This window comes from Nocardioides glacieisoli (assembly GCF_004137245.1).
GTDB lineage: Bacteria > Actinomycetota > Actinomycetes > Propionibacteriales > Nocardioidaceae > Nocardioides > Nocardioides glacieisoli.
Window position 1 is genome coordinate 1 of sequence record NZ_SDWS01000016.1, and the last position, 23,635, is coordinate 23,635.

Sequence of the window (23,635 nt, forward strand, 5' to 3'; positions counted from 1 at the left end):
TTCGGCATGGTGCACATCCTTCCAGCGCCGACACACATCGACGCAGATCAGATGTCACCTATCCGTGCAGCGGACCCGTCTACCGGATGTCGCTACTCAGTTGATTGCACTTCGGCATCGACCGAAGATGAGGCCGGCGGACTAGATGATGCCTTCGTTCGAGTTGCCGTCAGGTTGGATGCGGTACCGCAGGTTTTTCGCGCACGAGATGGCGCAAACGAAGTCTGGGTGGTGTTCCGGTCCGTCTGGGCAGCGGATAGGTTGCGAACGCTACGGTCTCTCGGTCCGAACGCGACACGAATCGCGTTAGGACGTCGTGCCGATGATGTCTGGGATGATGAACGTATGGCTCGACTTCACGGCTCATACCTTGGCTCACCTCCCCCACAGATAGCGGAATCTCCGCGCTTTACGAGCACCTTGGGAGACACGAAACTCGCCAGCAAGAACAGCGACGATAACGAAGACTCTCAGCCCGTCCTCGAGACCGCAGTACGTGGCGAGGCGGAGGCAGGTTCCGAGGTCCGCGCCTCAAGTCCCTCTCCCGAGCCGGACCCAACACCACGGTTGCGAACGACGACGACGGTGCGTGGCGAAGGCGATGAAACCGAGACAAAGAGCCGTGGCGAGCTGGCCTACACCGAGCCGGTGCCAGAAAGGACCGGCACCTTCAGTCGTGGGGAAAGCGACTACGACCAGCGTCTTGTGAGCCTGGCCAACATGGCATCGACCTTGACCCATGACGACCGGGGCGAGTCGGACGACAACTACACGGCTCTGCACGAGTTACTCGCCGACGATCCGGCCGACCGCCGCCGCATCACTCCACTAGGCGTCATCGCGGCACGCCAAGACGCAGCGCTGAATCGTTGACCAACTTACTGTTCGTCGCGCCCTACGACGACGTCCACGCGCGCGTCGTCGCGGACCACGTTGGTAGCCGTGCGGACGTGCAATACATCGACCTACACGCCGCGGTCACCAAGCCGCTGTACATCGGTCCCGGTGAGCACGTCACCAGCGCCGGCATGAGAGTCGCAGTCTCTGGAACCACGGTCTGGTGGCGCCGTACCGGGTTCGTTCCGCCCGATGACCGCACCAGCAACGCCGAGAACCGCCTCCGAGCGGAGGAAGCGCGCGCCCAACTCGTTGGTGGCTTGCTGTCCCTGGAGGTGACCTGGGTCGACCATCCCGGCGTCGTTGAGACCGCGGAGCACACGTTGCTTCAGCTCGCCACTGCGCGCCGTGCCGGCGCCGTCACCCCGGCCACGGTGGTAACGAGCGACCCGGACGTGGCGCGCGCCTGGCGCGATCAATACTCGCTGATCGCCAAATCCATCTCCTCAGGCCTCGGCATTGCCCCGTACGCAGATCACGTCGACGACGACATCCTCGATTTGGTGCCTAACGCGCCAACCTTGCTTCAAGAGCACATCACCGGAACTGCAGATTTCCGCGTCGTCGTTGTCGCCGACCGTGCGTACGTCTGGCGGCGTGCGAAGGTGCCCGGCGAGCCATTTGACTGGCGAAACCCAGATCCTTCCGGAGCTGGGTTCGAGTTTGTGGGTGACCCTGGCGTCGGTGCCCTCGCCATCGATATCACCCGCCGAATGGGACTGACATATTCCGCCCAGGACTGGGTAGAGACCCCGACCGGCCCTGTCTTCCTCGAGTCGAACCCCGTCGGGCAGTGGCTCTTCCTCCCTGGCTCCGCCAATGTAGTTGGGCCCGCCCTCGCGGACCATCTCCTCGCACACGGATCATCGTGACCGACACGCAGCCGCCCGAACCCGATAACGAGGACACGCCAGCCGAACCGAGCCGCGTGCCCGCCCCTAGGGCACCTTCGGCATCTCCAGTCCGCTGGCGAGCAAGAGCCGGCCATGGTCTCATCAGGCTCTTCCGCGTCCCGCCTGACCGCGTCGACAGCAAAGGGGCTAGGTGGCCGTCCACCAAGGAGCAGTTCATTTGGGACCTGCTCCCCGATGAGCTTGCGCCGAATAAGGACGGCATTATCGAGCCGAAGTTCAGCGACAAGCTCAAGTGGACCGAGGACGTCGCCGACGATGACGTGCTCGACATGTACAGGACGTCGCGCGAGTACCGGCAAGCTGCGGACGACACCACGCGGAACCTCGAGCTCAAGGCTGCGCGCCTCGCCACCGTTCTCGTCGCACTCCTCACCGCGAACGCTGCGCTCGTCGTCTACGAGATCACGCGACTCGGCCACGACCCAAGCGCCTGGCGCTGGGGCCTAGTAGCCAGCAGTGCCTTGCTGGGGCTCGCTTCCGCGGGCTGGCTTGTTGTCGGCCTGACCCGGGCGGTGGATGCTGACCAACGAATGGGTATCACCAGCCGCTCCAGTATTGAGCATGTCGCCCACGACGAGCGTGTGGCAATGGTCTCCGAGGTCCACGGATACTACGTTTCGGACTGGACCCGTCGAAATAAGGCCGACCGACTCTTGAACGCACGCGCAGCAGTGTCCCGCTCGATGGTTTGCCTTATTAGCTCGGCGGTGTTCGCATTGGCCCTCACGGTGCACACGACCCTCGCTGATGAGCCGACAACGCCTCCCAGCGAAACAACCTTCACGCCGCCTCCCACGCCGACGCCGAGCACAACCCCCACCCCGACACCCTCGCCATCGAGAGCCCCTTCGACGAGACCAACCAAGAAGCCCAAGCCCAAGGTGAGGTTGTCCAGCACGCCTTGAATCGGTCGGCACTGGCGGTTACATCATCTCGTGTCACGCTAATCGGCAGTCGTTCCGCGCGAACCGTCGTGGTCGGGTATGTCGAACCAGGGCTCCCCGGTGAACTCCGCCGGAGCATTCATCTTCATCGTGACCGGTTCTGGACTCGGTAGTGGTTCGGGAACGAAGGCCTCATCGTCTGGGTGATGAAAGATGGATTCCGCGGCGTTCGCGACGGTGTAGCTATTCAGGAATTTCTCCATGCTGGTCGTGCCGGCTTCGATCGCGTCCGCACGCCCGCGATGCACATGCTCGACGGGAATTTTCAACTCGATAAGTGGATCAATGCTGCTCATTAGAAGTCCGATCTTCCTGGTCAACGGGAACGTAATGCCCCATGCCGTCATGTAACCGACTCCCTGCCACTGTTCGTCGCGTGGGTCGCCGATAAGGCCGACCGGAGCATCTGAGGTCACGAGCGAGCGTCTGTCGAATCTAATGAGCGTCCAAGGACGGGCGATGATGTATTTGACAAGTTCTTCGGACAACTCGGCCATGTGTTGAATGTGTTCAACATTCGTCTGTTTGATGGGAGGTCCCTCGAGTCGGGTCGCCTGTGCCCAGAGGTCCTCGACAAGGTCGTCGTTTACTTCTCGTCCCTGATCCTCCAACTGGCGCCTAAATGCAGCCTTGCCGCCTGCGCCGATCTGGAGCCGCAGCATCTGTGCGCCGACGTAGTCCATCGTCTTGCGCAGCGCCGGAACCCGCGTTGCCTGAAGGGTAATGAAGTAGCCGAGTGCCGATCGGTCCTCGAGGTCCAATGGCCACGACCCGGCGATGACCTTCTCGAAAATCGTTGCCGTCCGGCCTTCGACCTCCGAGAGCGCCCTCTCGACGACGTCTGCACCCTCCTCATGGCCGTCCACCGTGTAGAAGTGCTTCTCGACTGCAGCGTCGTTGACGGACTGAAGGAATCGCTGATCTCCGGGCAGTCGAATTGTGGCGATCTGGTCCTCGCGGGCAAACCCACGAAGGTAAAACTTGGGGACTGTGTGGTGTCGCTTGGCAACTTGCGACGGGGTGTCGTTCACTCGCCAATCGTTTCGCAGCTATTGCGGGTGGCGCATCGGGACACGGTGTAAGGAGCGAAAGGATTCAAGATCGCGGCGAGGTCGCTGGTGGTCGAGTTGGGCCTAGGCGCGCCTCACCAGCAGTGGCTCCAGGGCTGCGGGCGCGCCACTGATGCGGCGAGCACTCGGGCTCAGCCCAAGTCCGAGTGCGTAACACCGCTGCGTGGTAGTGGTGGCCCGCACGGATATGCAACGCGGCGTGCCACCTCTTTGATTTTCTTAGACCTGGGTGACCCGCTGGACCGACGATGCTCCAGCCGCCGGTCAACCGGATCGACTAGCGATCTCGGTAGGGTGCCAGCCATGGTGACCCAGACAGAGCTCGAAGCCCTGCTGGCCGCCGGGAACGAGATCCGCTCCTTTGAAGTGAAGGGTCCCGGAAGCCCCGGTGGGCTTGGCGACAAGGCGTACGTCGCAAGAATCGCCCGCGCAGCTATGGCCATGGGCAACCACCGAGACGGCGGCCTGGTGGTCCTTGGGATCGACGACAAGCAGATGGGCGCCATGGTGCCCGGCTTGGGTCCGACACAACTCAACGAGTGGTCTGACTACGACAACGTCAGTTCTGCCCTCGCGAAGTACAGCGATCCGCCCGTGACCCTGGCCTTGCACCGATTCACGCTGAGCAGCGGCGCAGAAGTAGTTGTCCTCGAGGTCTCTCAGTTCGAGCACGTTCCGCATGTGTGCAAGCGCAACTTCCCCGATGTATTGCAGGACGGGGCGACCTACGTCCGCTCGCTGCGGAAGCCCGAGTCGGTGCCCATCCCCTCGTCAGTCGAAGGACGTGAGTTGCTCGACCTCGCAACCGACAAGGGCGTGCGGGAGTTCGTTGCTCGGGCCGCCGCCGCTGGGCTACTCCCTGGCGCCTTGACTCCGCCGTCTCAAGCCCAAGTGGGCGAAGCCGCCTTCAACGCCGAAGCCGAGCAGGGGTGGACCCCGTGAGCACCTCAAACACTCAGTTGGAGATCTCGTCCGCCGGCCACTTCGACGCAGCCATCCGCCCCGCACCGCACGACGCCCGCCGCATCCCGCCCGCACACCTAGTGGACTTCCTGCGCAAGCACACCGTCAGGATGCGCGGGTGGCCGGTGCCCTTCATGGACGGCGGACAGCCGGTACATCGCCACGGGAACTGGATCGGCCAAGAATACGAGGACGGTCGGCACAAGGAAGCATGGCGGCTCTTCACGAGCGGCCAATTCCTGCACCGCCGAGTTCTAGTGAGTGACCTCGTCCAGGACCAACAGCTGGCCGCTGACCAAGCGTCCGCAACCGGTTCCGTCGTCGTGTGGGATGTGCTGCTCTACACCGTCGAACTGGTTGAACTGGCAGCCCGAATCGCCACCGATCTGCGCTGCGACACCGTCACGGTCAATCTAAATCTGGTCAATATCGAAGGTCGACAGCTTGTCTCCGGGGACTGGTCTCGAGAGCTACACGGGCCGTACCTAGTCAATAGCGGCCGTCTCCTGGCGCAACGACTCCTCACCACTACCTCACTGCTGGCCGATCCTCGCGGGATCGCCGTGTCTCTAACTCAAGATTTACTCGGGCAGTTCGGCGTCGACGTGCCTGGCCAGGTCCTCATGGACTGGCAGGAGAAGACGTTCAATCGCTGAACGATTCGATCGGTTCTAGTCGAAGGGGAGACCCACTCGAGCGCCCCGACCCTTTCTGGGCCGAGTCCCTGCGTCGCGGCTCCTCCCGGCAGACGCACGTGCCCCGGTTGCATCATTGCCGCCTAACGGCGCAAGGGACACCCGCTATGTCGACGTCCATTGTTGGCGCCTGACGTCGGTGTCCGCGCCCAATCAGGGGGTTGCCCACTCCAGCCCGAGAACGGCCATTGCGGCAATCAGGTCGGGGTGGTCCAGCTCTAGATCGACGTGCTGGCGGTCAGATATCCGGGGCGAAACGTCCGCGTCGCCGGCACGCTCGTAGACCGCCCACAGTTTCAGGTCGTCGCCGTGGCGGGAGAGGAACTCGATGCCGTGGAGCTGGTGTCCGTCGTGAAGCACGATCTCGTACAACCGCGTCGACACAGCCTGCGTGAGCGCCCGGGCGCGCCCGTCCTTAAGCGCGGCTGCGTCGAAGTCGCCGAGCCCCATACCTAGAGCGAGGGCGACAAAGCGCATGTGCAGGGCCGCGATCGAGGCCATCGAGGTGATCTGGCAGTAGCGGCCATCGAGCAGCGCAGTGCCGGCGACCCGCGGGTCCAGCCAACTCCTGGGCAACTGGCCTGCCGGCGCCGTCGGGAAGAGCGCCGCGTCATCGTCGTCCTCGACGATTTCGTCGAGCTCGGCGACCACGCTCGGGTCCGGCCGGAAACCGACGAGGAGCTCGACCAGGCAGGCCATGAGCGAGGCGCCGGCATAGACCGTGCGGAACTGGCCCTCAGCGTCGTCCCAGCGTCCGTTGAAGCGTCCGCCGGTTGCCCAACGCCAGTCCACCCAGCACCACGGCTCAGGTCGGTAGCCAACTCGCCACACCTCTACGTCAGCCAGGTCGACGACATCGAGGGGGCTGCGGCTCGGGTCGGGCACCCTCAGCCCTCGGCCGCGAACGCGCGCGCCGCGGCGAGCACCTGCGGACCAACGTCGTCGAGGTCGCCTTCGCGCAGCAGCCTGGCCGGGGCGACGTCACCGAGCTGCGGATTCATGCCCTGGAACCACACCTGGACGACCTCGGCCGAGTCCTTGTCTCGAAGCAGGCCGGCGACCTGGAGGGCGGTCCGGAGCCGGCGTACGACATCTGCGGAGGGCTCGCGCTCGCCGGCGGCCCACTGGCGCACGGCCCTAGTCTCGCGCACCGACCCGAGGTAGGCGACCAGCTTGGCGCCGAGCATGCTCATCAGGCGCTCGGAGACCTCAGCCGTCGAGAGTCGCATCGCGTCGTTGTACGCCGCTAGGTCGGCGCGGGCGGTGGTCGGGCTCATGACTTGATGATGCCACGCCGTACACCACAACACAATGCATTACACACCCGTGATCACATGCTAATCACAGGTCGAATCACAACAATTAATACCGCTGTCGGCCGAGCCCGCCCGCGTCTGTCCGCCGCCGCCAGCCTGTTAAGCTCAGCTCTTCCGCGGTGGAACTTGGACTAAGCGTCCTGACCCAATGTTTGCAACGCCCGGCACGTCGAGTACAGATGCGAGCTGTGCGGCCACCATGGCCGGACCGTGCGCGCTCCTTGACGAATTGCATGCATCGCCCTCACGGCATCGAGTCCTGTGGCATGACGAGCCTTGGCGCACTAGAACGGGTGCAACGATCACGGCGTGAGTGCGACCTAGAGCATCGACCCGAACGTTGCCGGGACCACGGCTGTCGCCATCGCCTACGGCTTGACGTTCAGGACGCCCTTGGCGTCGTTGATGGCCTTGATCTTGGCCTGCAGCGCCGCCGTGCTGTCGTCGTACAGCGCTGTAATCACGTGGTCGAGGATTGTGACGCCCTCGAGCACCTGGCTGGCCGACAGCAACTCGTCGTGGCTGCCCTCGTTGCCGATGTAACTGATCGCCTTCAGAGCATTCGCCAGGTCCAACTCGGTCGCCTCGTACTCTTCAATGCGCTTGCTGAGGGGGCGGAAGCCACCGAACGAGGTCTTGGGTGCGACGCCCTCATGAGTGAGAAGTTCCTCGGCGGCGTAGCGCAGCCGGTTGGCTGCGGCGCTCGGGCTAGCCCAGATTATTCTCGAGGCACTCTCTACGCCGTCTCGAACCTTCGCCGGCGTGCTGGCAGGGAGTGTCATGAGCCGCACAGGCGGGTTCACGTATTGCACCTGGTAGATGTCGGCGAACTGGCCCTTTGCGGGGTCAGAGCCATCATTAACTACGAACTGCCAGTTTCCGGCGACGGTGACCATCTCGGCACAGCTGCTGTTGTCGCACTGCAGGTGGCCGTGGAACGTACCTTCCAGCTCCTCGGGCGGACCCAAGTTCTTGTGGTGCAGATCGACCATCTCGGTTCCTGCGACGTCAGTGAGCGTGGTCATCTTGGACTCGTCGAGCGCAAGGCTGCCGTCGCCGCAGGTCGGACATGCAACGCGCGGCCAGTCGTACTTGCCCAACCAGCCGTCGAACTCCCTGATGTGCTTCGCCACACGATGAAGGTACGTGAATAGGTTTAGGCGAGACCGATCAATCGTTTGCGTCACTCCGCCCTGGGGTGCATGGCTGAAGTCTGCTCCACTGCTGCAGTCCGCCGGCCGGAGCCCAGTTGGATTGAACGGTTTCGTCCGAGCGGCCAGACGACCGCCTTCGCCCCGGCCGGCAGTGTCCACATCGCGTCAACGCTGGATTGCCGTCAGGTCGACCTCGTGATGGCCAGATGGCGTCGGCAGTGTCGATTCGAGACGTCTTGGAAGCTGACCGAGGACCGAGTCGATCGCCTCACGCGTCCGGTCGTCGGAGTCCGGCCACAGGTGGCTGTAGGTGTCGAGGGTCTCGGACGCGGATGCGTGACCGAGGCGCGCCTGGACCGTCTTCACCGACTCGCCGTACCTGATGAGCAGCGAGGCGTAGTAGTGGCGCAGGGCGTGCATCCCGGGGCCGGTGGCTTGGTTTAGTCCAGCCACCTTCGCGACCGGGCGCCAGACATGCCCGAAGGCCTGGCGGGTGATCGGACGGCCATCAAGCGTGAAGACCAAGTCGTCGTCGCCGATGTCACGAGCCGCCAGATGATCGTTGAGAGCGTCGACGACGGTCACCGGTAACGGGATCGTGCGATAGCTCGCCCTCGTCTTCAACGGCCCGAACTCCGTGACGCGATTCAGGCGCGTCAGGAGCTGACGGTCCACAACGACGACCGGGTTTGCGCCGAGCAGGCGAAGTCTGTTGCGGGTCAGGCCGAAGATCTCCCCCTGCCGCATGCCGGTACCGGCGGCAAAGGTGACCAGCGCCTTGAGGTCGTCGGGCAGGTGCTCGCGCAACGTCTCGACCTGGCTGGTAGTGAGGGGCATGATGCGCCGCCGCTCTACGCGCGGCAGCCGAGTGCCCTCGCAGGGGTTGGCCATGATTCTGCGGTCGCGGATCGCTGAGCGGAAGATCCCTGACACCACCCCGTGGATCACACCCACGGTCGCAGGCGCCAGCGGCTTCCTCTTGTCGGCCCGGTCCCCCGTCCCGAGGAGCTTGACCCACGCCTGCACCTCCGACGGCAGGACGCTGCCGATCGGCCGGGCTCCGAATATCGGGTAGACGTGCCGCCTAAGCACGCCCTCCACGTACGCCTCACTCGTGGGTCGATGCACCTGCGCAGCGCGCCACTGCTCGGCGTACTCCTTGAACGTGATCTTGCCGGCGCGGGGATCGACGTACTGGCCGATGACGATCGAGGTCGTCACCTCGTCGATCCACCGCTGGGCGTCGAGCTTCCGGGTGAAGTGCTTCGCGTGCTCGCGGCCGGCTTCGTCGCGATAGCGCGCACGCCACCGGCCGTCCGGCCGCTTCTGGATGTTGGCCATGGCTTCCTCGGAACGAGGTGGGTGAGCTGTCAGAGAGCGCCTTGCTGCAGTCGGCGCTGCTCGCGGATGAACCGCCGTACGTCGCCGACCGTGGTGACGAGGTGGCGGCCGATCTTGAAGAACTCCGGGCCGACGCCGCGCTGGCGCCACCAGCGCATCGTGTTGATCGGCACCCTCAGGATGTCAGCGACCTCGGACAGTGTCATCAGCTCTTCGGCATCGCGCTCGGGAAACGGAACGTGGGTCGTTGTGGTGGTCACGGGTTCCTCCGTAGGTGTGGTGATGGTCCGTTCGAGAAGCAACCCCACGCCGATGGATTCGGACGTCCGCGTGCGACCGTCGGTGAGGCCGTCCGCCTCACCGTCCGATGCCAGGCCCCTGTGCTGGCCTCGCTTGCGGATGGCCCAGCTCCTCCGGGCGACGCGCTACCGGCGCCGGCGGTCGGATCGCGGGTCGCCTCGGCGCAGTGGGGCCGTACCGGTCGATGTCCTCAGCCGCACGACGGGCAGCGTGCGTCGGTCCGAGGTCGGCGCGGTCGCGGCCGAACACCTCAGCCCACTGACGGCGCGCGTCGTCCGTGGTCTCAGCGACCAGGTGCGCGACGTTGCGCTCACGCCCGCGGGTCATCCCGACGTACGTCGACGCAGCGCCGCTGTGCTCGCCGACCAGCACGTGCGAGGTCGGGACGGTCGAACCTTGCGCGCCGTACGCCGTGGTGGCGAAAGCGAGCTCGAGGTGCCGACGCGCATAGGCCGCGGGAAGGACGCGACGTCCTGCGTCGCCGACGACCTCGACCGAGTCCGGTCCCGCAGCCACAACGGTCCACCTCTCCCGGTTGGCGACCCCGAGCTCGCTGTCGTTGCGACGAGTTGCCACCCTGTCCCCCACCGCGATTCGCTCGCCCGCGGAGGTGATGAGGACGTCGGTGTCCTCCCCTGTCCTGGCGTGGACGTGGTGGACCATGCTGTTGATCCGGGCGACCTGCTCGCGGGTGTCCGCGACCACGAGCTCGCCGCTCGAGGCACGCGCGGCAAGTGCGGCGACCCGTTCGACCTCGCTGGCGTGCACCACCACGAGCCCACGACGTGCCAGCTCGTCGAACACCTCGTCAGGTCGGTCGCCAGTACGCATCCGCAGCGACATGTCGGCGTACTCCGGATCGGCGAAGCGGTGGACGCCCTCGAGCTCGACCAGCCGAGTCGGCGCGAACCGAGCCGCCAGGTCGAGCACGCCCCCGCGTCCGACCGCGGGCAGCTGGTGCCGGTCGCCGACCAGCGTCACCCGAGCACCGGTGGCGTCGGCGAGCTCGAGCAGTGCCCGGGCCGCGTCCTGGTTGAGCATCCCGGCCTCGTCGACGACCAGGACGGTGCGGCGATCCAGACGCGGCGCGTCGGGTGCCGGCTCCGCGCGCTCCCAGCGCCCGTCCTTGTCCCAGCGGTAGCCGTGCTGGTGCAGGAGCCAAGCCACGGAGTACGCCGTGGTGCCGACCTCGGCCGACGCGACCTGTGCAGCCTTGCGAGTCGGCGTCACGATCAGCATCCGTCCACGGCGTGCCTCGACCTCTGCTCGCTTCGCAGCCAACCGACGCGTCTTGCCGGCCCCGGCGGCACCTTCGACCACAGTGATCGTCCTCTCGTCGGCGCGTTGAGCGATGCGGGCAACGAGTTCACGCTCAACCGCTAGGACGCGAGGTGACGTGTGGGCTCTGACGTGCGCCGGGACGTCGTTGCGACCGAGCAGCAGCGAGGAGGCTTCGAGCACCCGCGCTGTGAGGTCCTCGGCCAGCTCTCGGCGGACAGCGCCGTCGACGACCACTCCGGCCGACGCGATCAGCTTCTCCACCTCACCGCGAGCGTCCGCACCGTTCCACGCCGACCGTCGCGAGCCGAGCCTCGCGAGCGCCCTGTCGACGATGACTTCTCGGTCCAGCTCCCCCGGTCGGACCGTGACGAGATGACGCGGCCGGGAGGGTGCAACGAATCCCAGGTCGTCGAGCTCGTCCGACCACCGCTCGCGCAGCTGGTCGCCCGACACTGGAATGACCTTGTCCGGGCGGGCCTCGGACCAGGCGCGCCGGTCCCACGACTGCCGCAGGGCCGGACCCGGCTCCTCGCCCGGATGGTCCGCACGCCAACCGGCCTCGTAGCGGTCGATGTTTGTCTCGATCTGTCGTGCCCGCGCGCTGAACGCTCCGGCGTATGCCTTCAGCTCGACGATCTCGCCGCCGTCGTCGTCGAGCGAGTAGCCGCGCGATGCCAGCGCCGCTCGGAACTGCGGGTCGGTCATCACCGCGGCGTGCCCGATCCCGTTGATGGCCTCGAGGCTGTCGCGGGTCCCCACCGTATGCAATCCGCGCCACGCCCCGGCCGCCTTCACCCGAGCATTGATCTGGAGATGGAGGTGCCGGTGCGGATCACCGGCGCGTGAGGTGAAGTGACGTACGACGGCCGCCTCGATCTGCTCGACCGGCACCTGCACCTGGCGGTCGCGTGGTCCTACCCGGGTGGTCGCGTGCTGGGCCAGCCAGCTGATGATCTCCGCTGCGGCGCGATCCTGCGCAGCGTCGTACGCCTCCGCGATCCCAGGGTGAAGCGTTGCGGCGATGGACCAGGTCTTGGGGCCGTTGACGGTGACCTCGACAAACCGGACCGCTTTATCGTTGGAGCGAAGCCGGCCCTTCGCTGCACCGGACTCGACGTCGTATCCCGCCACCCACCGCTCGTACGTCGCGCCATCCATGTCGTCGCGGCGCTGGACGAGGTTGGGCCCGGCGACGAGGCGCTGCGCCAGGCCGGTCCCTTCTGCCAGGTAGTAGTCATCGGCTCGGGACCGGTCGGCCTCGACGTAGTTGCGCGCGGCTGCGGCGCTGCCGCGATAAATCTTCAGCCCGCCGTGCACCCGAAACGCCCCCATCGACAGCCGTCGACAACCACGAAACCGCAGGTCAGACGGCGTTTTCTGCCCTACCCCTCACGGAAATTCGTAGCATGCGTGCCGCTTGTTTGGGGCAGCCAGAAAGCGCAGGGGCTGACGGATCAGGGAGCCGTCGGTGGTTGGCGGTGGGTGTGTCAGCGCTTCGGATGCGCCGCGCTTGCTGGGTTGGCAGACGAGTTGCCGAAGTACGGTCGCAGACGCTCGCGGAGTGGGCGGTCACACACGTAGACGTACGTCCCCAGCATTCCGCGAGTCAGCAACACGGCGTAGATGTTCTCCACCAACCCGAGGATGTCCTCGTCGGTAAAAGAGATCCCGCGTCGCGGCATGTTGTTCGCAGCCGTGGGGTCGAAGTAGCTCCGGCGGTCGAAACGGAGCTCGCCACGGGCTGCGTCGTACCGCAGGTCCGGTCCGATGATGACCCCCGCGTAATTGAGGTCGTAGCCCTGGATCGTGTGGATGACACCGACTTCGTTGACCGAGCCCGGTGAGTTGACCCAGTCCACGTCGGTGCCGTTCCAGCGCATCCGGACACCGCCGATCTCGATGTCATAGACCGCCTTGTCCTTCCGGCTGCTCCACGGCCAGGCAAAGCCTGCGACCAGACGCGCGAGCCCGACTTCTTGATCCCGCTGAAGGATCAGTTGGCGCATCTGAGCCAGGTCGTCGAAGAACTGAAGGTCATAACCAGCGAACTGTCGAGGCTCAGGGGGTGAGTCGCTGAGCACGCCTCGTACGTAGCCGACATAGTCCTCGCCCGCTCGGACGCGCATCTGCGAGGTCAGTCGATAGCGGCGATGCGAGGCGTCGCTCCGGGCCATCAGGGCATTAAGTGCACGGCTTGGTACGTCGCCGGTGTGGATGCTCTGCGCGGAATCCATGAGGTAGATCTGGTGTGTGCTCTTGGCCCGCACCCAGTCGAGCTGCGTGAGGTCGGGGTCGTCATGTCCGAACAGCTTTACGTTGATGTCGGAGAACATCTTGTACAGAGGGCCGGCGGGCTGATTCCCGCTCTGCCGGAGCCGGTGCGCCTCATCGACGATGAGCAGGTCGAAGCGCTCTCGGCTGTTCCCCATCTCGAACGGCGACATCGCCATCGATGCGTCTAAGCCCGGAGTGCGCTTGAACACGCGTTGGATCGTCCTTCGCAGCGACATCTGCGGTACGACGAACCCGATCCGGAAGCCTTGGAGGAGTTCCGGGTAGCCCTCGACGAAGAACTCTGCAAGCACCGACTCTGATTCAACTTGCTGCGATGAATCAGATGCCCTGATGTCGCTGAGCAGCTTCATCAGGTAGACAGCCACGACGGTCTTGCCGGTGCCAGGTTCACCCTGCACGACGATCTGACTGGGCGTCCCGGACGCGATGTCGTCAAACAGTCCCTCGAGGATGTCGAGGACCACGATCTCCTGATCGTCCGTGAGGGCCTTGAACGGCGACAGCTTGAACAGGTCGGAGTTCTCGATCTCCGGGAGCGAACGGCTGAAGAGTCCGTCGCGGCGCAGCTCCTCGAAGATGTCGGCGAAGATCTTCTGGTACTGCTCGCGACCGTAGTAGTCACGATCGGAGATGCCGACGTTGCGGTTCGTGACTTGATACGTCCCGTCACCGGAGAGTCGCTGGATCAGAAAGGCCTCGAGATCGAGGCACACGGACTTGTTGAAGGTCGAGTCGAGCACGACGCGCGCACCCTTGAGGTGCCGCTTTTCCTGAGACGCGAGGTGCTGGCGGAAGCGGGTCGCGACGTTCATCGACTCGCCGACGTAGATCTGGTCATCGCCGTCGAGCGCGTATACGACGGGCCAGTTGCGGAACCGCGGGTCGAGCCCTGTCCACGCCTCTATCTGGGTAGCCGCGAACGGCCCCTTCTCAATCCGAAAGCCGGTCATACTTCGTGCTTCGGCCAGCCGCCGTCTCGACGGGATACTTCTTCTTGGTCTCCTCGAGTTTCGCTAGCACGATGTCGCTAGGGTCAACGCCCAACTTGTCGGCCAGGAGCAGGCAGTACGTCAACACGTCTGCGAGCTCGGCAACGGTCTCTTCCGCGTCGCCGGCGTCGGACCACTGGAAGCACTCGAGCAGCTCGCCTGCCTCGATTGAGATCGACTTGGCCAGGTTCGCCGGACTGTGGAACTGGTCCCAGTCCCGCTCGGCAACAAATGCCTGGAGCTGGGTCATCACGGGGTCAGCAAGCATGTCCGCAGACTAATCGCACCCTCAGCCCAGGCACTGCGATTCGCTCGAGACACAACCGCCGGTCTGCGGCAGGCAGACAAGAGCCCCGACCCTCCCAGGGTCGGGGCTCTTGTCTTTGGGTCGAACTAGGCGCAAACGGCGAACGCGTACACGTCCACTGCGACTGGGTTGTCACTGTTGTTGATGACCGTTCGCCATCCCGTCGTGGGAGACGGTGCCGCAGGACCACTGGACGCCGGGATGGCGATACTCGCAAAGTAACCGCCGCCGGTGATCTTCTTACCTGCCGCGCAGTACGCGTCGGCGTAGCCGATGCTGTAGGCCGCGACGGTGACGGTCGGCCCCTGCACGATGGCCTGACTGGCGCTTGCACTTGCACCGGCAGGGCCCGTCATGCCGGTCACACCGGCAGGGCCGGCAGGGCCAGCGGGACCGACGAGCTTGCCTCGCTCGCTTGCCTTGAAGTCCTTCAGGGTCAACGTCCCGTTCTTCACCTTCGCGGTGGTGATTGCACTGTCCTTGATCTGATTGGTGGTGATCAGTCCAGCGGCAACCGCAGTGCCACTCCCGGAGAGTCCCGCGACCGCGATCATCGCGCCGGCGATGCCGACGGCCTTCTTGTTGATGCGCATACCTGTCCTTCGGTCCTGTGAGATGTAGGTATGGGTGAAGCTCAGTTGACTTCCCCCCAAGCACGGCCGCGAACAGATTCCGCGACGCGCGGGCCATCGTGTCAGGGCAACCCTGCGCACGAGGCCGAATGGAATTATTCGCGTGAACGCGGCAGCGATCGGGCGACATCCGACGTCTCGAAGCGAGCGCTGCAGGTCGGAATCGGAGACGCCAGCACGCCCCATTCGCGAAAGCCCGTGGATCTCCCGAGTCGAGGACTCGACATGACTCCCACCCCGCCGGGGTGCGAGCGTCAAGAAACGCATGACGGGAGGGCCATGGCGAACGTAGCGTCGGTCCATGCGCCGAACTGTTCTGCTTGCCGCCTTGTCCGCTCTCCTGTCGCCGCTGGCGTTTGTGCCGACCGCGCACGCCGCGAACGAGGTAAGTATCGCCATGTCGGGCGGCGTGCTATTCGACGGCTGTGGCGACTACGCCTTCACCTACGCAGCCGCACTACCCGCGGGATATACAAGCTACTGGAACATGGATCTGCAGCTGTTCGCGCCGGACGGTAACGAGACGTCCGACGCGTACGTCTACGGCTCCGCGGCGAGCGGAAGTGACTCGTTCTTCTTGTGCGACTCACCGAACCTGGCCGGTACCTACCGAGTCCAAGGCACTGGCGAGGCTTGCGACCCGGACTACGACTGCGTGCCCATCACTGCGGCACCAGCCCTTGTCACCTTCCGGTTGCCGATGACCCGCACATCTTTGAAGGCCACACCCAGGTCGCCCGATAAGGGGCAGGTAGTTCGTTTCAACGTGACCGCCAAGGACGAGCGGCCTGCTGGCTACTTCGGTACCTCGTACGCGTCGGTTCGCCTGCAGTCCCGTCGACCCGGCGGCTCGTGGCGCACCGTGAGCAAGACGTCGACGGACGACTCAGGGTCGGCCACCCTGCGGGCCCGGTACCAAGGCAAGAGGGTGGCAGTGCGCGCTGTGACACGGTCCACCAGCGACCTCACTGGATCGGTGTCCCGCACCATCTGGATCGGTTAGTCCAACGCGTACCGTCTAGCGAGCTCTGGTCAGCCCCTGACCTGGCTGACAAGCCGTTCCAGCGGGGGATTCAGTCCGCACAGAGTCCGCAAGAATTTCAGGAACGACCGTTCCGGACAGTCACTCCAAATCACGTTTCCGCAGGTCAGAGGGCATTTCCGGTGAAATCCAACCACATCAACTTACGCGAGAACCCGCCCCGGCCTACAGGCCGACCCACTCCCAGTCGTCCTAGGGTGCCGACATGGCAGAAACCACCCGAGAGTTCCGCGCCAATCCGTACGCCGGGTACGTCGACGTCCTTCCGGCGAAGCGGCTCGCCAACGCCATCGCCACTGTCAAGGCAGTGCTGATCGGTCTGTCGGTGCTGGGCACCATCCTGCTGACCTTCTTCATGAGGTCCGAGGCGGTGGTCGTGGTGATCGTCTACGGCTTCGTCAGTGTGGTCCTGATCTATGTCACCTTCGGCTGGCTCGAGCAGACGCTGCGACTGCTCATCGGTATTGCCTACAACACGGCCGAGTCCGCCGACCTGATGGCGCCAGACGATCCCTCCGCTGAGGACGACGTCGAATAGCCAGGTGCAGATCCTGCCTCGCGCGGGCGTCAGCCGAACTTCACGAACGCGCGCAGGGAGCCGTCATCGAAGTCACGCGTCTCCGCGAAGCCGAGGGATTCGTAGAACGCACGCTGGCCCGGCTCGTCGTCGGTGAGCAGGACCTTCTGCCGGACCGACTCGAACGGGGCGAAAGCTTCCTCGACGAGCCGCTTCCCCAAACCGTGCCGTTGCTCGGCTGGTCGGACCACGACGTCCTGGAGGTAGGCGATCGTGGCGCCGTCACTGATGACGCGGGCGAGACCGAGGAGCTGCCCGTCCCGTCGAGCCGTTGCGACGCGGCTGGACCCCTGCATCGCGCGGTGCAGGGTCGCCGGGTCCCGCGCGTACGTCGCCCACCCGACGGCGTCGTACAGGCTCACGAGCTCGTCCCTGGTCGGGATCTCGGCGGCTGTGATGTCGACAGTCATCTGGGCATCATCGTCCTGATTGCTGCACCCCTGACTGCTCGTGCGGCAGCAGCGGGGACTCACCGATGGACTGGGGAACGACTGCACCGGTGGCTGTGTCGACGACGTCAATGCCTGCGGCGTGGTACCTCTCCCATCCAGCCAGCGCGGGGTTGGCGCGCTCGGCAGACGCGAGGCGCCGGTGCTCATCGCTGGTGACGGTGCAGGCGATAGCGAAGTGGGTGAGCAGCATCTCCACCGCCTCGGGTGACTCCATCATCCGCTCGATGAGCCACTTGCGAGGGAACACGTGCTCGTGCTCGAGATGCGTCGGATCGGTGATGTCCAGGGCACCTGTGGACCGATACCGAGTTCCGTACTTGCCGTTGGCAGTCCCATGGGTGAGGAGGACGAGTACGTACTTGCTCAGCAGCTCCCTCTTGGTCACCTCCCGGATGTCCGGCGCATTGACGGCGAAGGTCGCGATCGCGATCGCATCGCGGCGTACGGCATCCGCCTGCGCCGGGGCGACCCAGCGCCCGGAGACAGGCGGATGGTCGAGGTCGTCAGGACTCATGGCGACACTATGACCGCTGACACCGACGCTCCGTGGCGTCACACGGGACGGCCCTGCCGAGCACCAGGCTCGGCAGGGCCTCGACCACGCATGTTTTGCCCCCATGACATGGTCGTGCCCTGTAAGTGACACGCCACGGCCGCTTGATACATGCGTCTCACCCCTGGGGCGGGGCGCGTCAGGGTGGTCCAGACGCCTGACCCGGATGTGGCCATTCCAGCCCGGTGGGCCGAGGTGTGTCCCTAACCTCGATGAACGTGCGGGCACTGTGGGGTCCCGCCGACAGATCCGGGGGGATTTGATGAACAAGCAGTCATGCCCGTGGCCGGCCGCCGTCGCGCTGGCCCTGGGGCTCGCGTTGTCCAGCTGCGCGCTCGAGGAGCCGGCGTCCGGCGATGCACCGTCGCGGGCCGACAAGGTGAAGGACCGAAAGCAGAAGGCCGCCGCGAAGAAACGGAAGACAGCTGCGGGCAAGGCGCCGTCCAAGAAGGCGACGGCCGCTGCCAAGGCGAAGCCGAAGCCGAAGCCTGCACCCAAGTCTCAACGGAAGCCTGCACCCGAGCAGGTGTGGGTCTGCTCGTGGTCACCCACCTTCGACGACGACTGGCACAACGACGTCTTGTGCGACAACGGCATCGCCAGCGAGCGCCCGCGTCTGCGTGAGGGGGACGACTTCGTCGAGCAGGCGGAGATGATGGAGTCGGCCAAGGAGTACGCGCGCCAGCGCAACGCCGGTTGAGCACCCAGACAGACGACCCCGCCGAGCGGTGGGACTCGACGGGGTCTACGACCACGAGTCCCCCACGCCCTTGGTCGTGCCCTGTAGGTGGACGTCGTGGGGCCGGTGATACATCGCCTTCACCCTGAGGAGGCTCCCCTCACGACGTACCCGACGTCGGGCTGGCCGCCGGGCTCGCGGACTCCGTCGGGCTTGCGCTCGTCGGGGCCGGGGTGGTGGAACTCGGCGACTCGGTCGGGGTCGGGCTCGGCGTCGAGCTGGGTGACTCGGTGGGCGACTCGCTGGGTGACTCGCTGGGCGTCGGGCTCGGCGTCGGACTCAGGGTCGTGGTCGTGCTCTCCGACGGGGTGGGCGTCGGCGTTTCGGAGGTCGTCTCGGACGGGCTCGGCGAGCTGCTCTCGGTCGGCGTCTCCGACTCGGTCGTGGGCGGCTCGTCCGTGGGGCTCGGCGTCTCGGTCCCGCCCAACGGCCCGACGTCCGCCTCGATGATGTCGAGGACCTGCTGCTCGTAGGCCGTGAGCTGGTCCTGGATCTCGTCGAGAGGGACCTGGGTGATGGTCGCGCCGTAGGCGGCGATCTGCTCCCACAGCTCGTTGATCGAGGCGATCGCCTCCTCGCTCAACGTGGCCGGCACGGTGAGGAAGAGCTGCACGGCGAGCGCGTACGTCAGGCAGCTCGTGCACTCGTAGTTGGCGGCGACAGCGAGGTTCTGCGGCACCGCCACGTCCACGTCACCGACGACGAGCACGATCTGGAAAGCGACGGCGACGGCTGCGCAATTGGTGCAGCTGGCCGCCGCGAAGGCCTCGTTGGTGTTCTCGGCCGGCTCGGAGCCATCGGCCCAGACGAGCGCGAACGCGACCGAGTACGACGCCGTGTCGTCGGTGGTGTTGACCGCGACCGCCTGGTTGTCGCCCTCACCCGGCGCCAGCGGCTCGTCGAAGGGGAAGATCCACGTGTCGTCGCCACCCGTCGTGTCCTGCGGGGCTGTCGTCGGCGTCGACGTCGGAGTCGGCGTCGGGCTGGCCGAACCGGTCGGCTCGTCCGTCGGCGTCGAGGTGGGCGTCGAAGTGGGCGTCGAGGTCGGCGTCGCCTGAGTGGTGGGGTCGGTGGTCGCCGCGCCGCCGTCGGGCACGAGGACGGTGGCGAGCTGCGGAGCCCCGCGGGTCGGGAGTGCGACGTCGTCCGGCCACATCACCGTGCCGGCGCCCTCGTCGCCGACGTCGAGGGACTGCGACGCGGAGGCCGGCAGGACGCTGCCGAGCGTCCCGCGCTCGTAGGCCTGGATGGGACGGTAGCGCTCCTCGGAAGGCCACCATGCGAGCACCAGGGCCGCCATGATCGCGAGGGCCGTCACCCCGGCCAGCGCGCGTTGGAGGGGCTTGCCCGCAGTACGCCGCAGCACGGCGCCGCCGACCTGTCGGACCAGCCGGACGAGGACGTAGGCGAACGCCGCGATCGGCAGCACGACGACGACCATGGCGAGCGCACGGGCCGCGACGGAGATCAGGTCGCCGTCACCCCAGGCCGCGGCCATCCGGTCCTGTTGCGCACCCGCAGCGGCCCAGGCCGTGCCGACAAGGCGGGGAAGCGTCAGGATCATCAGCACCGTCACCCCGATCAGCACGGGCACCACGGTGAGCACCCATGCCGTGACCACCGCGCGCGCCCACGGCTTCAGCGCCCGGGCGTCCGGGTGTGCGGGACGCCACGGGACCAGGCTCTTCAGGATCGGTCCGATGCGTGCGAAGAGGTCGGGCACTCCGGTGAGGTCGGCCAGCACGTGGTAGCCGTCGAACCGGACGAACGGCAGCAGCTGGCGAAGCATCTGCAGGATCTGGGTCGCGACGAGCAGGAGGATGGCGTCGTAGCGGGTGACCCACCAGACGCCGACCGTGAGCACCGCGACGATCGCGTTGAAGTAGAGGCCACCCAGGTCCGTACGCAGCCGCCCTGCGCGACCGAGGCGGTAGGAGTCGGTGACGTCGGTGTAGAAGGCAGGCCACACGAGGTAGAGCCCGGCTCCCATCACGCCCGGCGTCGCGCCCCCACGTCGGGCGGCCGCAGCGTGGCCGAACTCGTGGAAGCCGGCCGACAGGACCGTCATCGCGAGGACTGCCAGCAGCAGACCCGGCCGCGCGAAGGCCTCGTGGGTGGCGGAGGCCAGCCCCTTGTCGAGGAGCACCCACCACGTGATCCAGGCGAAGACCGCCAGCAGCGGGACGAACACGACCGGGTGGAACAGGGTCGTGAACGGCTCGGTGAGGCGCCGCGTCTTCTCCTCGTCGGTGACCGCCACCTTGAAGCGCAGCCCGAGCAGCGGATTGCTGCGCGGCGCCGCGGGGGTCGTGCCGTCGTGGGACGTCACCAGACCCGTCGGGTGGAGCTTCTCGACGAGCTCGCGCGCGTTCGCCTCCGACACGGGCTTGCCCGTCGCAGCAGCCACGGCATCTGCCACGTCGGCGTACGACCGGCGCCCGTCCAGTGCGGAGAGCGTGGCGTAGAGCAGGGGCGTCAGCTGGACGGTCTGCCCGTCCGCGCGGCGCGCGAGGGCCGGCGGCGTGCGGTAGCCGGAGCCCTCCATCTCGCCCACCAGCACCACACCGTCGGCGCGCGCGGGCGCGGCGGAGCCCCCGGTCCCGGGCGAACCGGTGACCGGGGGCGAGACCGCGTCGGTCACGGCTGCGGCTGGTCGGGCTGGGAGATCTCCGAGGTCTGGTCCGCGGTCGCGGCGGCGTCGCCGGTGATGTTCTGGTTGATGATCGCGTCCTGCTGGGCAACGGCGACCGCGTCGCTGTCGACGGACCCGATGTTCGCGGCCACGGCGGCATCGATGGGCGCGGCCACGTTGGCGTTGGCCGCCACGGCGCCGTTGATCGGCGCAGCGATGTCGGCGTCGGCAGCCAGGTCGACGTTGACGTTGAGGAGGTTGCCGTCGGTGAAGCCGCCAAGGTCCTCGGTGACGCCGTCCACGCCGTCAGTCACGCCGTCAGTCACGCCGTCGGTCACGCCGTCGGTCACGCCGTCGGTCACGCCGTCGGTCACGCCGTCGGTCACGCCGTCGGTCACGCCGTCGGTTACGCCGTCGGTCACGCCGTCGACGGTGTCGGTGACCCCATCGGTCGCGCCGCCCGTCACGCCGTCGACGGTGTCGGTGACCCCATCGGTCGCGCCACCCGTCACGCCGTCGACGGTGTCGGTGACCCCGTCGGTCGCACCGTCGAGCGAGATCGGACCCGCACCCGTCCCGCCCACGGCGCCATCGATGCCCGTGGTCGTTGCGTCCGTCGAGGTGGGGGTCGCCGCGGCATCGCCCTGCTCGATGGTGCTGTCCTGGGTGGACTCCGCGGTCGCGTCCGCAGTGATGTCCTGGTTGATCATCACGCCCTGGTCGGCGAGCGCCTGCGCGCTCGAGCCCTCCGACAGGATGTTCGCGCCGACGGCGGCGTCGATCGGAGCCGCGACGTTGGCGTTGGCCGCCACCGCCAGGTCGATCGGAGCGGCGGCATCGATGGCCAGGTCGAGGTCGGCGTTGAGGTCGAGGATGGACACGACCTCCTTGTCCGGGAGCGCGGTCGCGCTCTCGGCAGCCATGTCCTCAGCTGAAAGACCTTCGTTGCTCATGGTGCGGACCCCTTGGTGACGTGAGTGAACAGAACAGGTGTTCACCCAACGCTGGATCGCCCACGCGCTCAACACCCCTAGGGGCAGGAACGACGAAGCTCAGGCCAGCTCGAAGGCCACCGAGCGCGAGGTCGGGTCGGCCTGCACGAGCTTCACCTGGACCTCTTCGCCCAGCGGGAGGTCGGTCGATCCGGAGACCCGGGCCTCGATGGCGGGGTCCTGGATGGTGACGTCGCCCTTCGAGGCGTCCTTCTCCTCGACCTCGACCACCACGGCGCTGAAGGTCTCGCCGACGCGCTCCTTGAGCAGCTCGGCCTCGCAGAGGTCGACCACGGCGTTCTCGTAGGCGTTCGCCCGCCGGCCGGACGCGGTCATCGTGTCGGGGAGCTCGGCCATCGCCGAGACGACCCAGTCCGGTACGTCGGTGCCCGCACACAGCGCGACGCAGATCTCGCCGGCGTAGCGGTCGGCCAGGCGGCGCAGCGGCGCGGTGACGTGGGCGTACTCCGAGGCGAGCGCCGCGTGCTGGGCCAGCTCGGGCAGCTCACCGTTGAAGGTCACGTAGCCCGCGCCGCGCAGCAGCCGCGTGCAGGCGACGATCATCGCGGCGTGGGTCGGCCTCGACGGGTCGAGGGTGCGGATGAAGTCGGGGTAGAGCTGCTCGGCCGGCCAGTCGATGCCCAGCGCCCGCGCGGTCCGGTGCAGCCGCTGGACGTCGCGCGGGTCGGCCGGCGGCAGCGTGCGGAGGATGCCGACGCGTGCGTAGACCATCAGCGACGCCGCAGCCATCCCGGTGAGGAGCGAGATCTGGGCGTTCCAGGTCTCGACCGCGGAGAGCCGGCGGAACTCCAGCTCCCAGTGGCCGTCCTCCTCCACCAGCTCCTGCTCGGGCAGCGGCAGGGACACGCCGCCGCGCGCGGCCTCGCGTGCCAGTCGCAGCTCCCCGACCTCCTGCAGCAGGCCCATCAGCTCGCTCCCGCGACCGGCGTCGATGTCGGCCTGGACGCCCTCGTAGGTCAGCTGGGCGCGCGAGCGCACCAGCGCGCGCTCCACGTCGACGTCGAACCCCTCACCGGTCTCGTCGACCTTGATCGTCCACAGCAGCGCGGGCCGGGTCTCGTCGGGCAGCAGCGACGCCGCGCCCTCGCTCAGCACCGGCGGGTGCAGCGGGATCTTCGAGTCCGCGCCGTAGAGCGTCTCGCCGCGACGGTTGGCCTCGACGTCGACCGGGTCCCCGGCCGACACGAAGGCTGCGACGTCCGCGATCGCGTAGTGGACGACGTAGCCGTCACCGTCGCGCTCGATGTGCATCGCCTGGTCGAGGTCCTTGGCACCCTCGGGGTCGATCGTGACCAGCTCGATGTCGGTGCGGTCCAGCTCGGGGAGCCGGGGGTTCGCGGCGGCGTCGGCGGCGGCCCTCTCGACCGCGTCCGGGAACTCCGGTGTGACCTTCTGCTGCTCCTGGATCGCGACGATGCCGTCGCGCATCTCCTGCGCGCTCACGCTGTCGCCGCTCGCTCGGACCTTCACCACACGGTTGCTGGGCATGCCCCCGACCCTAGCCACACGAGCGATCCCTACGCTTGCCC

23 protein-coding genes are annotated in these 23,635 nt (G+C 66.6%); 8 read left to right on the forward strand and 15 right to left on the reverse strand.

From position 1 onward, the window contains the following. From EUA06_RS22830 to EUA06_RS21475, 3 genes are all read left to right on the forward strand, one after another. The coding region (locus EUA06_RS22830) for a hypothetical protein (protein ID WP_207208488.1) at positions 1 to 873 on the forward strand (873 nt) is incomplete at its 5' end. Further along, positions 870 to 1,769: an MvdC/MvdD family ATP grasp protein gene (locus EUA06_RS21470; RefSeq protein WP_129479619.1), complete on the forward strand. Its 900-nt coding sequence runs from the start codon at positions 870 to 872 to the stop codon at positions 1,767 to 1,769. The genes EUA06_RS22830 and EUA06_RS21470, both read left to right, overlap by 4 nt. Beyond that, positions 1,766 to 2,716 carry a hypothetical protein gene (locus EUA06_RS21475; RefSeq protein ID WP_129479621.1) on the forward strand — a complete coding sequence of 317 codons (951 nt, stop codon included), beginning with the start codon at positions 1,766 to 1,768 and terminating at the stop codon, positions 2,714 to 2,716. The genes EUA06_RS21470 and EUA06_RS21475 overlap by 4 nt, the downstream gene beginning before the upstream one ends. A 38-nt stretch (positions 2,717 to 2,754) precedes the next feature. Here the strand turns inward: EUA06_RS21475 and EUA06_RS21480 are convergent, their stop codons facing one another. Further along, complete coding sequence (locus EUA06_RS21480) at positions 2,755 to 3,786, reverse strand: DUF4238 domain-containing protein (RefSeq protein ID WP_129479623.1); 1,032 nt, start codon at positions 3,784 to 3,786, stop codon at positions 2,755 to 2,757. A 342-nt stretch (positions 3,787 to 4,128) separates the two neighbouring features. Between EUA06_RS21480 and EUA06_RS21485 the strand changes: the two genes are divergently transcribed. Together EUA06_RS21485 and EUA06_RS21490 are read left to right on the forward strand one after the other, a co-directional pair. Beyond that, positions 4,129 to 4,767 carry an RNA-binding domain-containing protein gene (locus EUA06_RS21485; RefSeq protein ID WP_129479625.1) on the forward strand — a complete coding sequence of 213 codons (639 nt, stop codon included), beginning with the start codon at positions 4,129 to 4,131 and terminating at the stop codon, positions 4,765 to 4,767. After that, positions 4,764 to 5,444, forward strand: a complete 681-nt coding sequence (locus EUA06_RS21490; RefSeq protein ID WP_129479627.1) for a hypothetical protein — start codon at positions 4,764 to 4,766, stop codon at positions 5,442 to 5,444. Before EUA06_RS21485 ends, EUA06_RS21490 begins: the two co-directional genes overlap by 4 nt. A 192-nt stretch (positions 5,445 to 5,636) precedes the next feature. Here EUA06_RS21490 and EUA06_RS21495 read toward each other — a convergent pair whose 3' ends face one another. From EUA06_RS21495 to EUA06_RS21535, 9 genes are all read right to left on the reverse strand, one after another. Further along, complete coding sequence (locus tag EUA06_RS21495; RefSeq protein WP_165354496.1) at positions 5,637 to 6,368, reverse strand: RES domain-containing protein; 732 nt, start codon at positions 6,366 to 6,368, stop codon at positions 5,637 to 5,639. A gap of 2 nt (positions 6,369 to 6,370) precedes the next feature. After that, positions 6,371 to 6,760 (reverse strand): hypothetical protein, encoded by a 390-nt coding sequence (locus EUA06_RS21500; protein WP_129479631.1) that lies wholly within the window; start codon positions 6,758 to 6,760, stop codon positions 6,371 to 6,373. Positions 6,761 to 7,167: 407 nt separating this feature from the next. After that, positions 7,168 to 7,932 carry a DUF4145 domain-containing protein gene (locus EUA06_RS21505; RefSeq protein ID WP_129479632.1) on the reverse strand — a complete coding sequence of 255 codons (765 nt, stop codon included), beginning with the start codon at positions 7,930 to 7,932 and terminating at the stop codon, positions 7,168 to 7,170. Positions 7,933 to 8,118: 186 nt separating this feature from the next. After that, complete coding sequence (locus EUA06_RS21510; protein WP_129479634.1) at positions 8,119 to 9,294, reverse strand: tyrosine-type recombinase/integrase; 1,176 nt, start codon at positions 9,292 to 9,294, stop codon at positions 8,119 to 8,121. A 29-nt stretch (positions 9,295 to 9,323) separates the two neighbouring features. Beyond that, entirely contained in the window at positions 9,324 to 9,554 is a 231-nt protein-coding gene (locus EUA06_RS21515) for a helix-turn-helix domain-containing protein (protein ID WP_242498310.1), read from the reverse strand. A 97-nt stretch (positions 9,555 to 9,651) separates the two neighbouring features. Further along, positions 9,652 to 12,207 (reverse strand): MobF family relaxase, encoded by a 2,556-nt coding sequence (mobF, locus tag EUA06_RS21520; protein ID WP_242498311.1) that lies wholly within the window; start codon positions 12,205 to 12,207, stop codon positions 9,652 to 9,654. 155 nt (positions 12,208 to 12,362) lie between these two features. Next, complete coding sequence (locus tag EUA06_RS21525) at positions 12,363 to 14,120, reverse strand: DNA/RNA helicase domain-containing protein (RefSeq protein ID WP_129479636.1); 1,758 nt, start codon at positions 14,118 to 14,120, stop codon at positions 12,363 to 12,365. After that, entirely contained in the window at positions 14,101 to 14,427 is a 327-nt protein-coding gene (locus EUA06_RS21530; protein WP_129479638.1) for a nucleotide pyrophosphohydrolase, read from the reverse strand. Before EUA06_RS21530 ends, EUA06_RS21525 begins: the two co-directional genes overlap by 20 nt. 125 nt (positions 14,428 to 14,552) lie before the next feature. Beyond that, positions 14,553 to 15,059, reverse strand: coding sequence for a hypothetical protein (locus EUA06_RS21535; protein ID WP_129479640.1), 507 nt, complete (start codon positions 15,057 to 15,059; stop codon positions 14,553 to 14,555). A 340-nt stretch (positions 15,060 to 15,399) separates the two neighbouring features. Here EUA06_RS21535 and EUA06_RS21540 point away from each other — a divergent pair, with 340 nt between their 5' ends. Together EUA06_RS21540 and EUA06_RS21545 are read left to right on the forward strand one after the other, a co-directional pair. Further along, on the forward strand, positions 15,400 to 16,101 hold the full coding sequence (locus EUA06_RS21540; protein WP_129479642.1) for a hypothetical protein: 702 nt from the start codon (positions 15,400 to 15,402) through the stop codon (positions 16,099 to 16,101). Between the two features lie 244 nt (positions 16,102 to 16,345). After that, entirely contained in the window at positions 16,346 to 16,678 is a 333-nt protein-coding gene (locus tag EUA06_RS21545) for a hypothetical protein (protein WP_129479644.1), read from the forward strand. Positions 16,679 to 16,707: 29 nt separating this feature from the next. Here the strand turns inward: EUA06_RS21545 and EUA06_RS21550 are convergent, their stop codons facing one another. Both EUA06_RS21550 and EUA06_RS21555 read right to left on the reverse strand, forming a co-directional pair. Beyond that, on the reverse strand, positions 16,708 to 17,127 hold the full coding sequence (locus EUA06_RS21550; RefSeq protein ID WP_129479646.1) for a GNAT family N-acetyltransferase: 420 nt from the start codon (positions 17,125 to 17,127) through the stop codon (positions 16,708 to 16,710). A 7-nt stretch (positions 17,128 to 17,134) separates the two neighbouring features. Further along, entirely contained in the window at positions 17,135 to 17,683 is a 549-nt protein-coding gene (locus tag EUA06_RS21555) for a hypothetical protein (protein ID WP_129479648.1), read from the reverse strand. Between the two features lie 301 nt (positions 17,684 to 17,984). On the opposite strand from EUA06_RS21555, the gene EUA06_RS21560 reads away from it, so the two are divergent. After that, a complete protein-coding gene (locus EUA06_RS21560; RefSeq protein WP_129479650.1) occupies positions 17,985 to 18,422 on the forward strand; it encodes a hypothetical protein in 438 nt (145 codons plus the stop codon). Positions 18,423 to 18,561: 139 nt separating this feature from the next. Here EUA06_RS21560 and EUA06_RS21565 read toward each other — a convergent pair whose 3' ends face one another. The 3 genes from EUA06_RS21565 to EUA06_RS21575 form a co-directional block, all read right to left on the reverse strand. Then, positions 18,562 to 21,102, reverse strand: a complete 2,541-nt coding sequence (locus tag EUA06_RS21565; protein WP_129479652.1) for a hypothetical protein — start codon at positions 21,100 to 21,102, stop codon at positions 18,562 to 18,564. Beyond that, a complete protein-coding gene (locus tag EUA06_RS21570; protein ID WP_207208489.1) occupies positions 21,099 to 22,016 on the reverse strand; it encodes a hypothetical protein in 918 nt (305 codons plus the stop codon). The genes EUA06_RS21565 and EUA06_RS21570 overlap by 4 nt, the downstream gene beginning before the upstream one ends. 129 nt (positions 22,017 to 22,145) lie before the next feature. Then, positions 22,146 to 23,594: an RNB domain-containing ribonuclease gene (locus EUA06_RS21575; RefSeq protein ID WP_129479656.1), complete on the reverse strand. Its 1,449-nt coding sequence runs from the start codon at positions 23,592 to 23,594 to the stop codon at positions 22,146 to 22,148. Positions 23,595 to 23,635 lie beyond the last annotated feature (41 nt).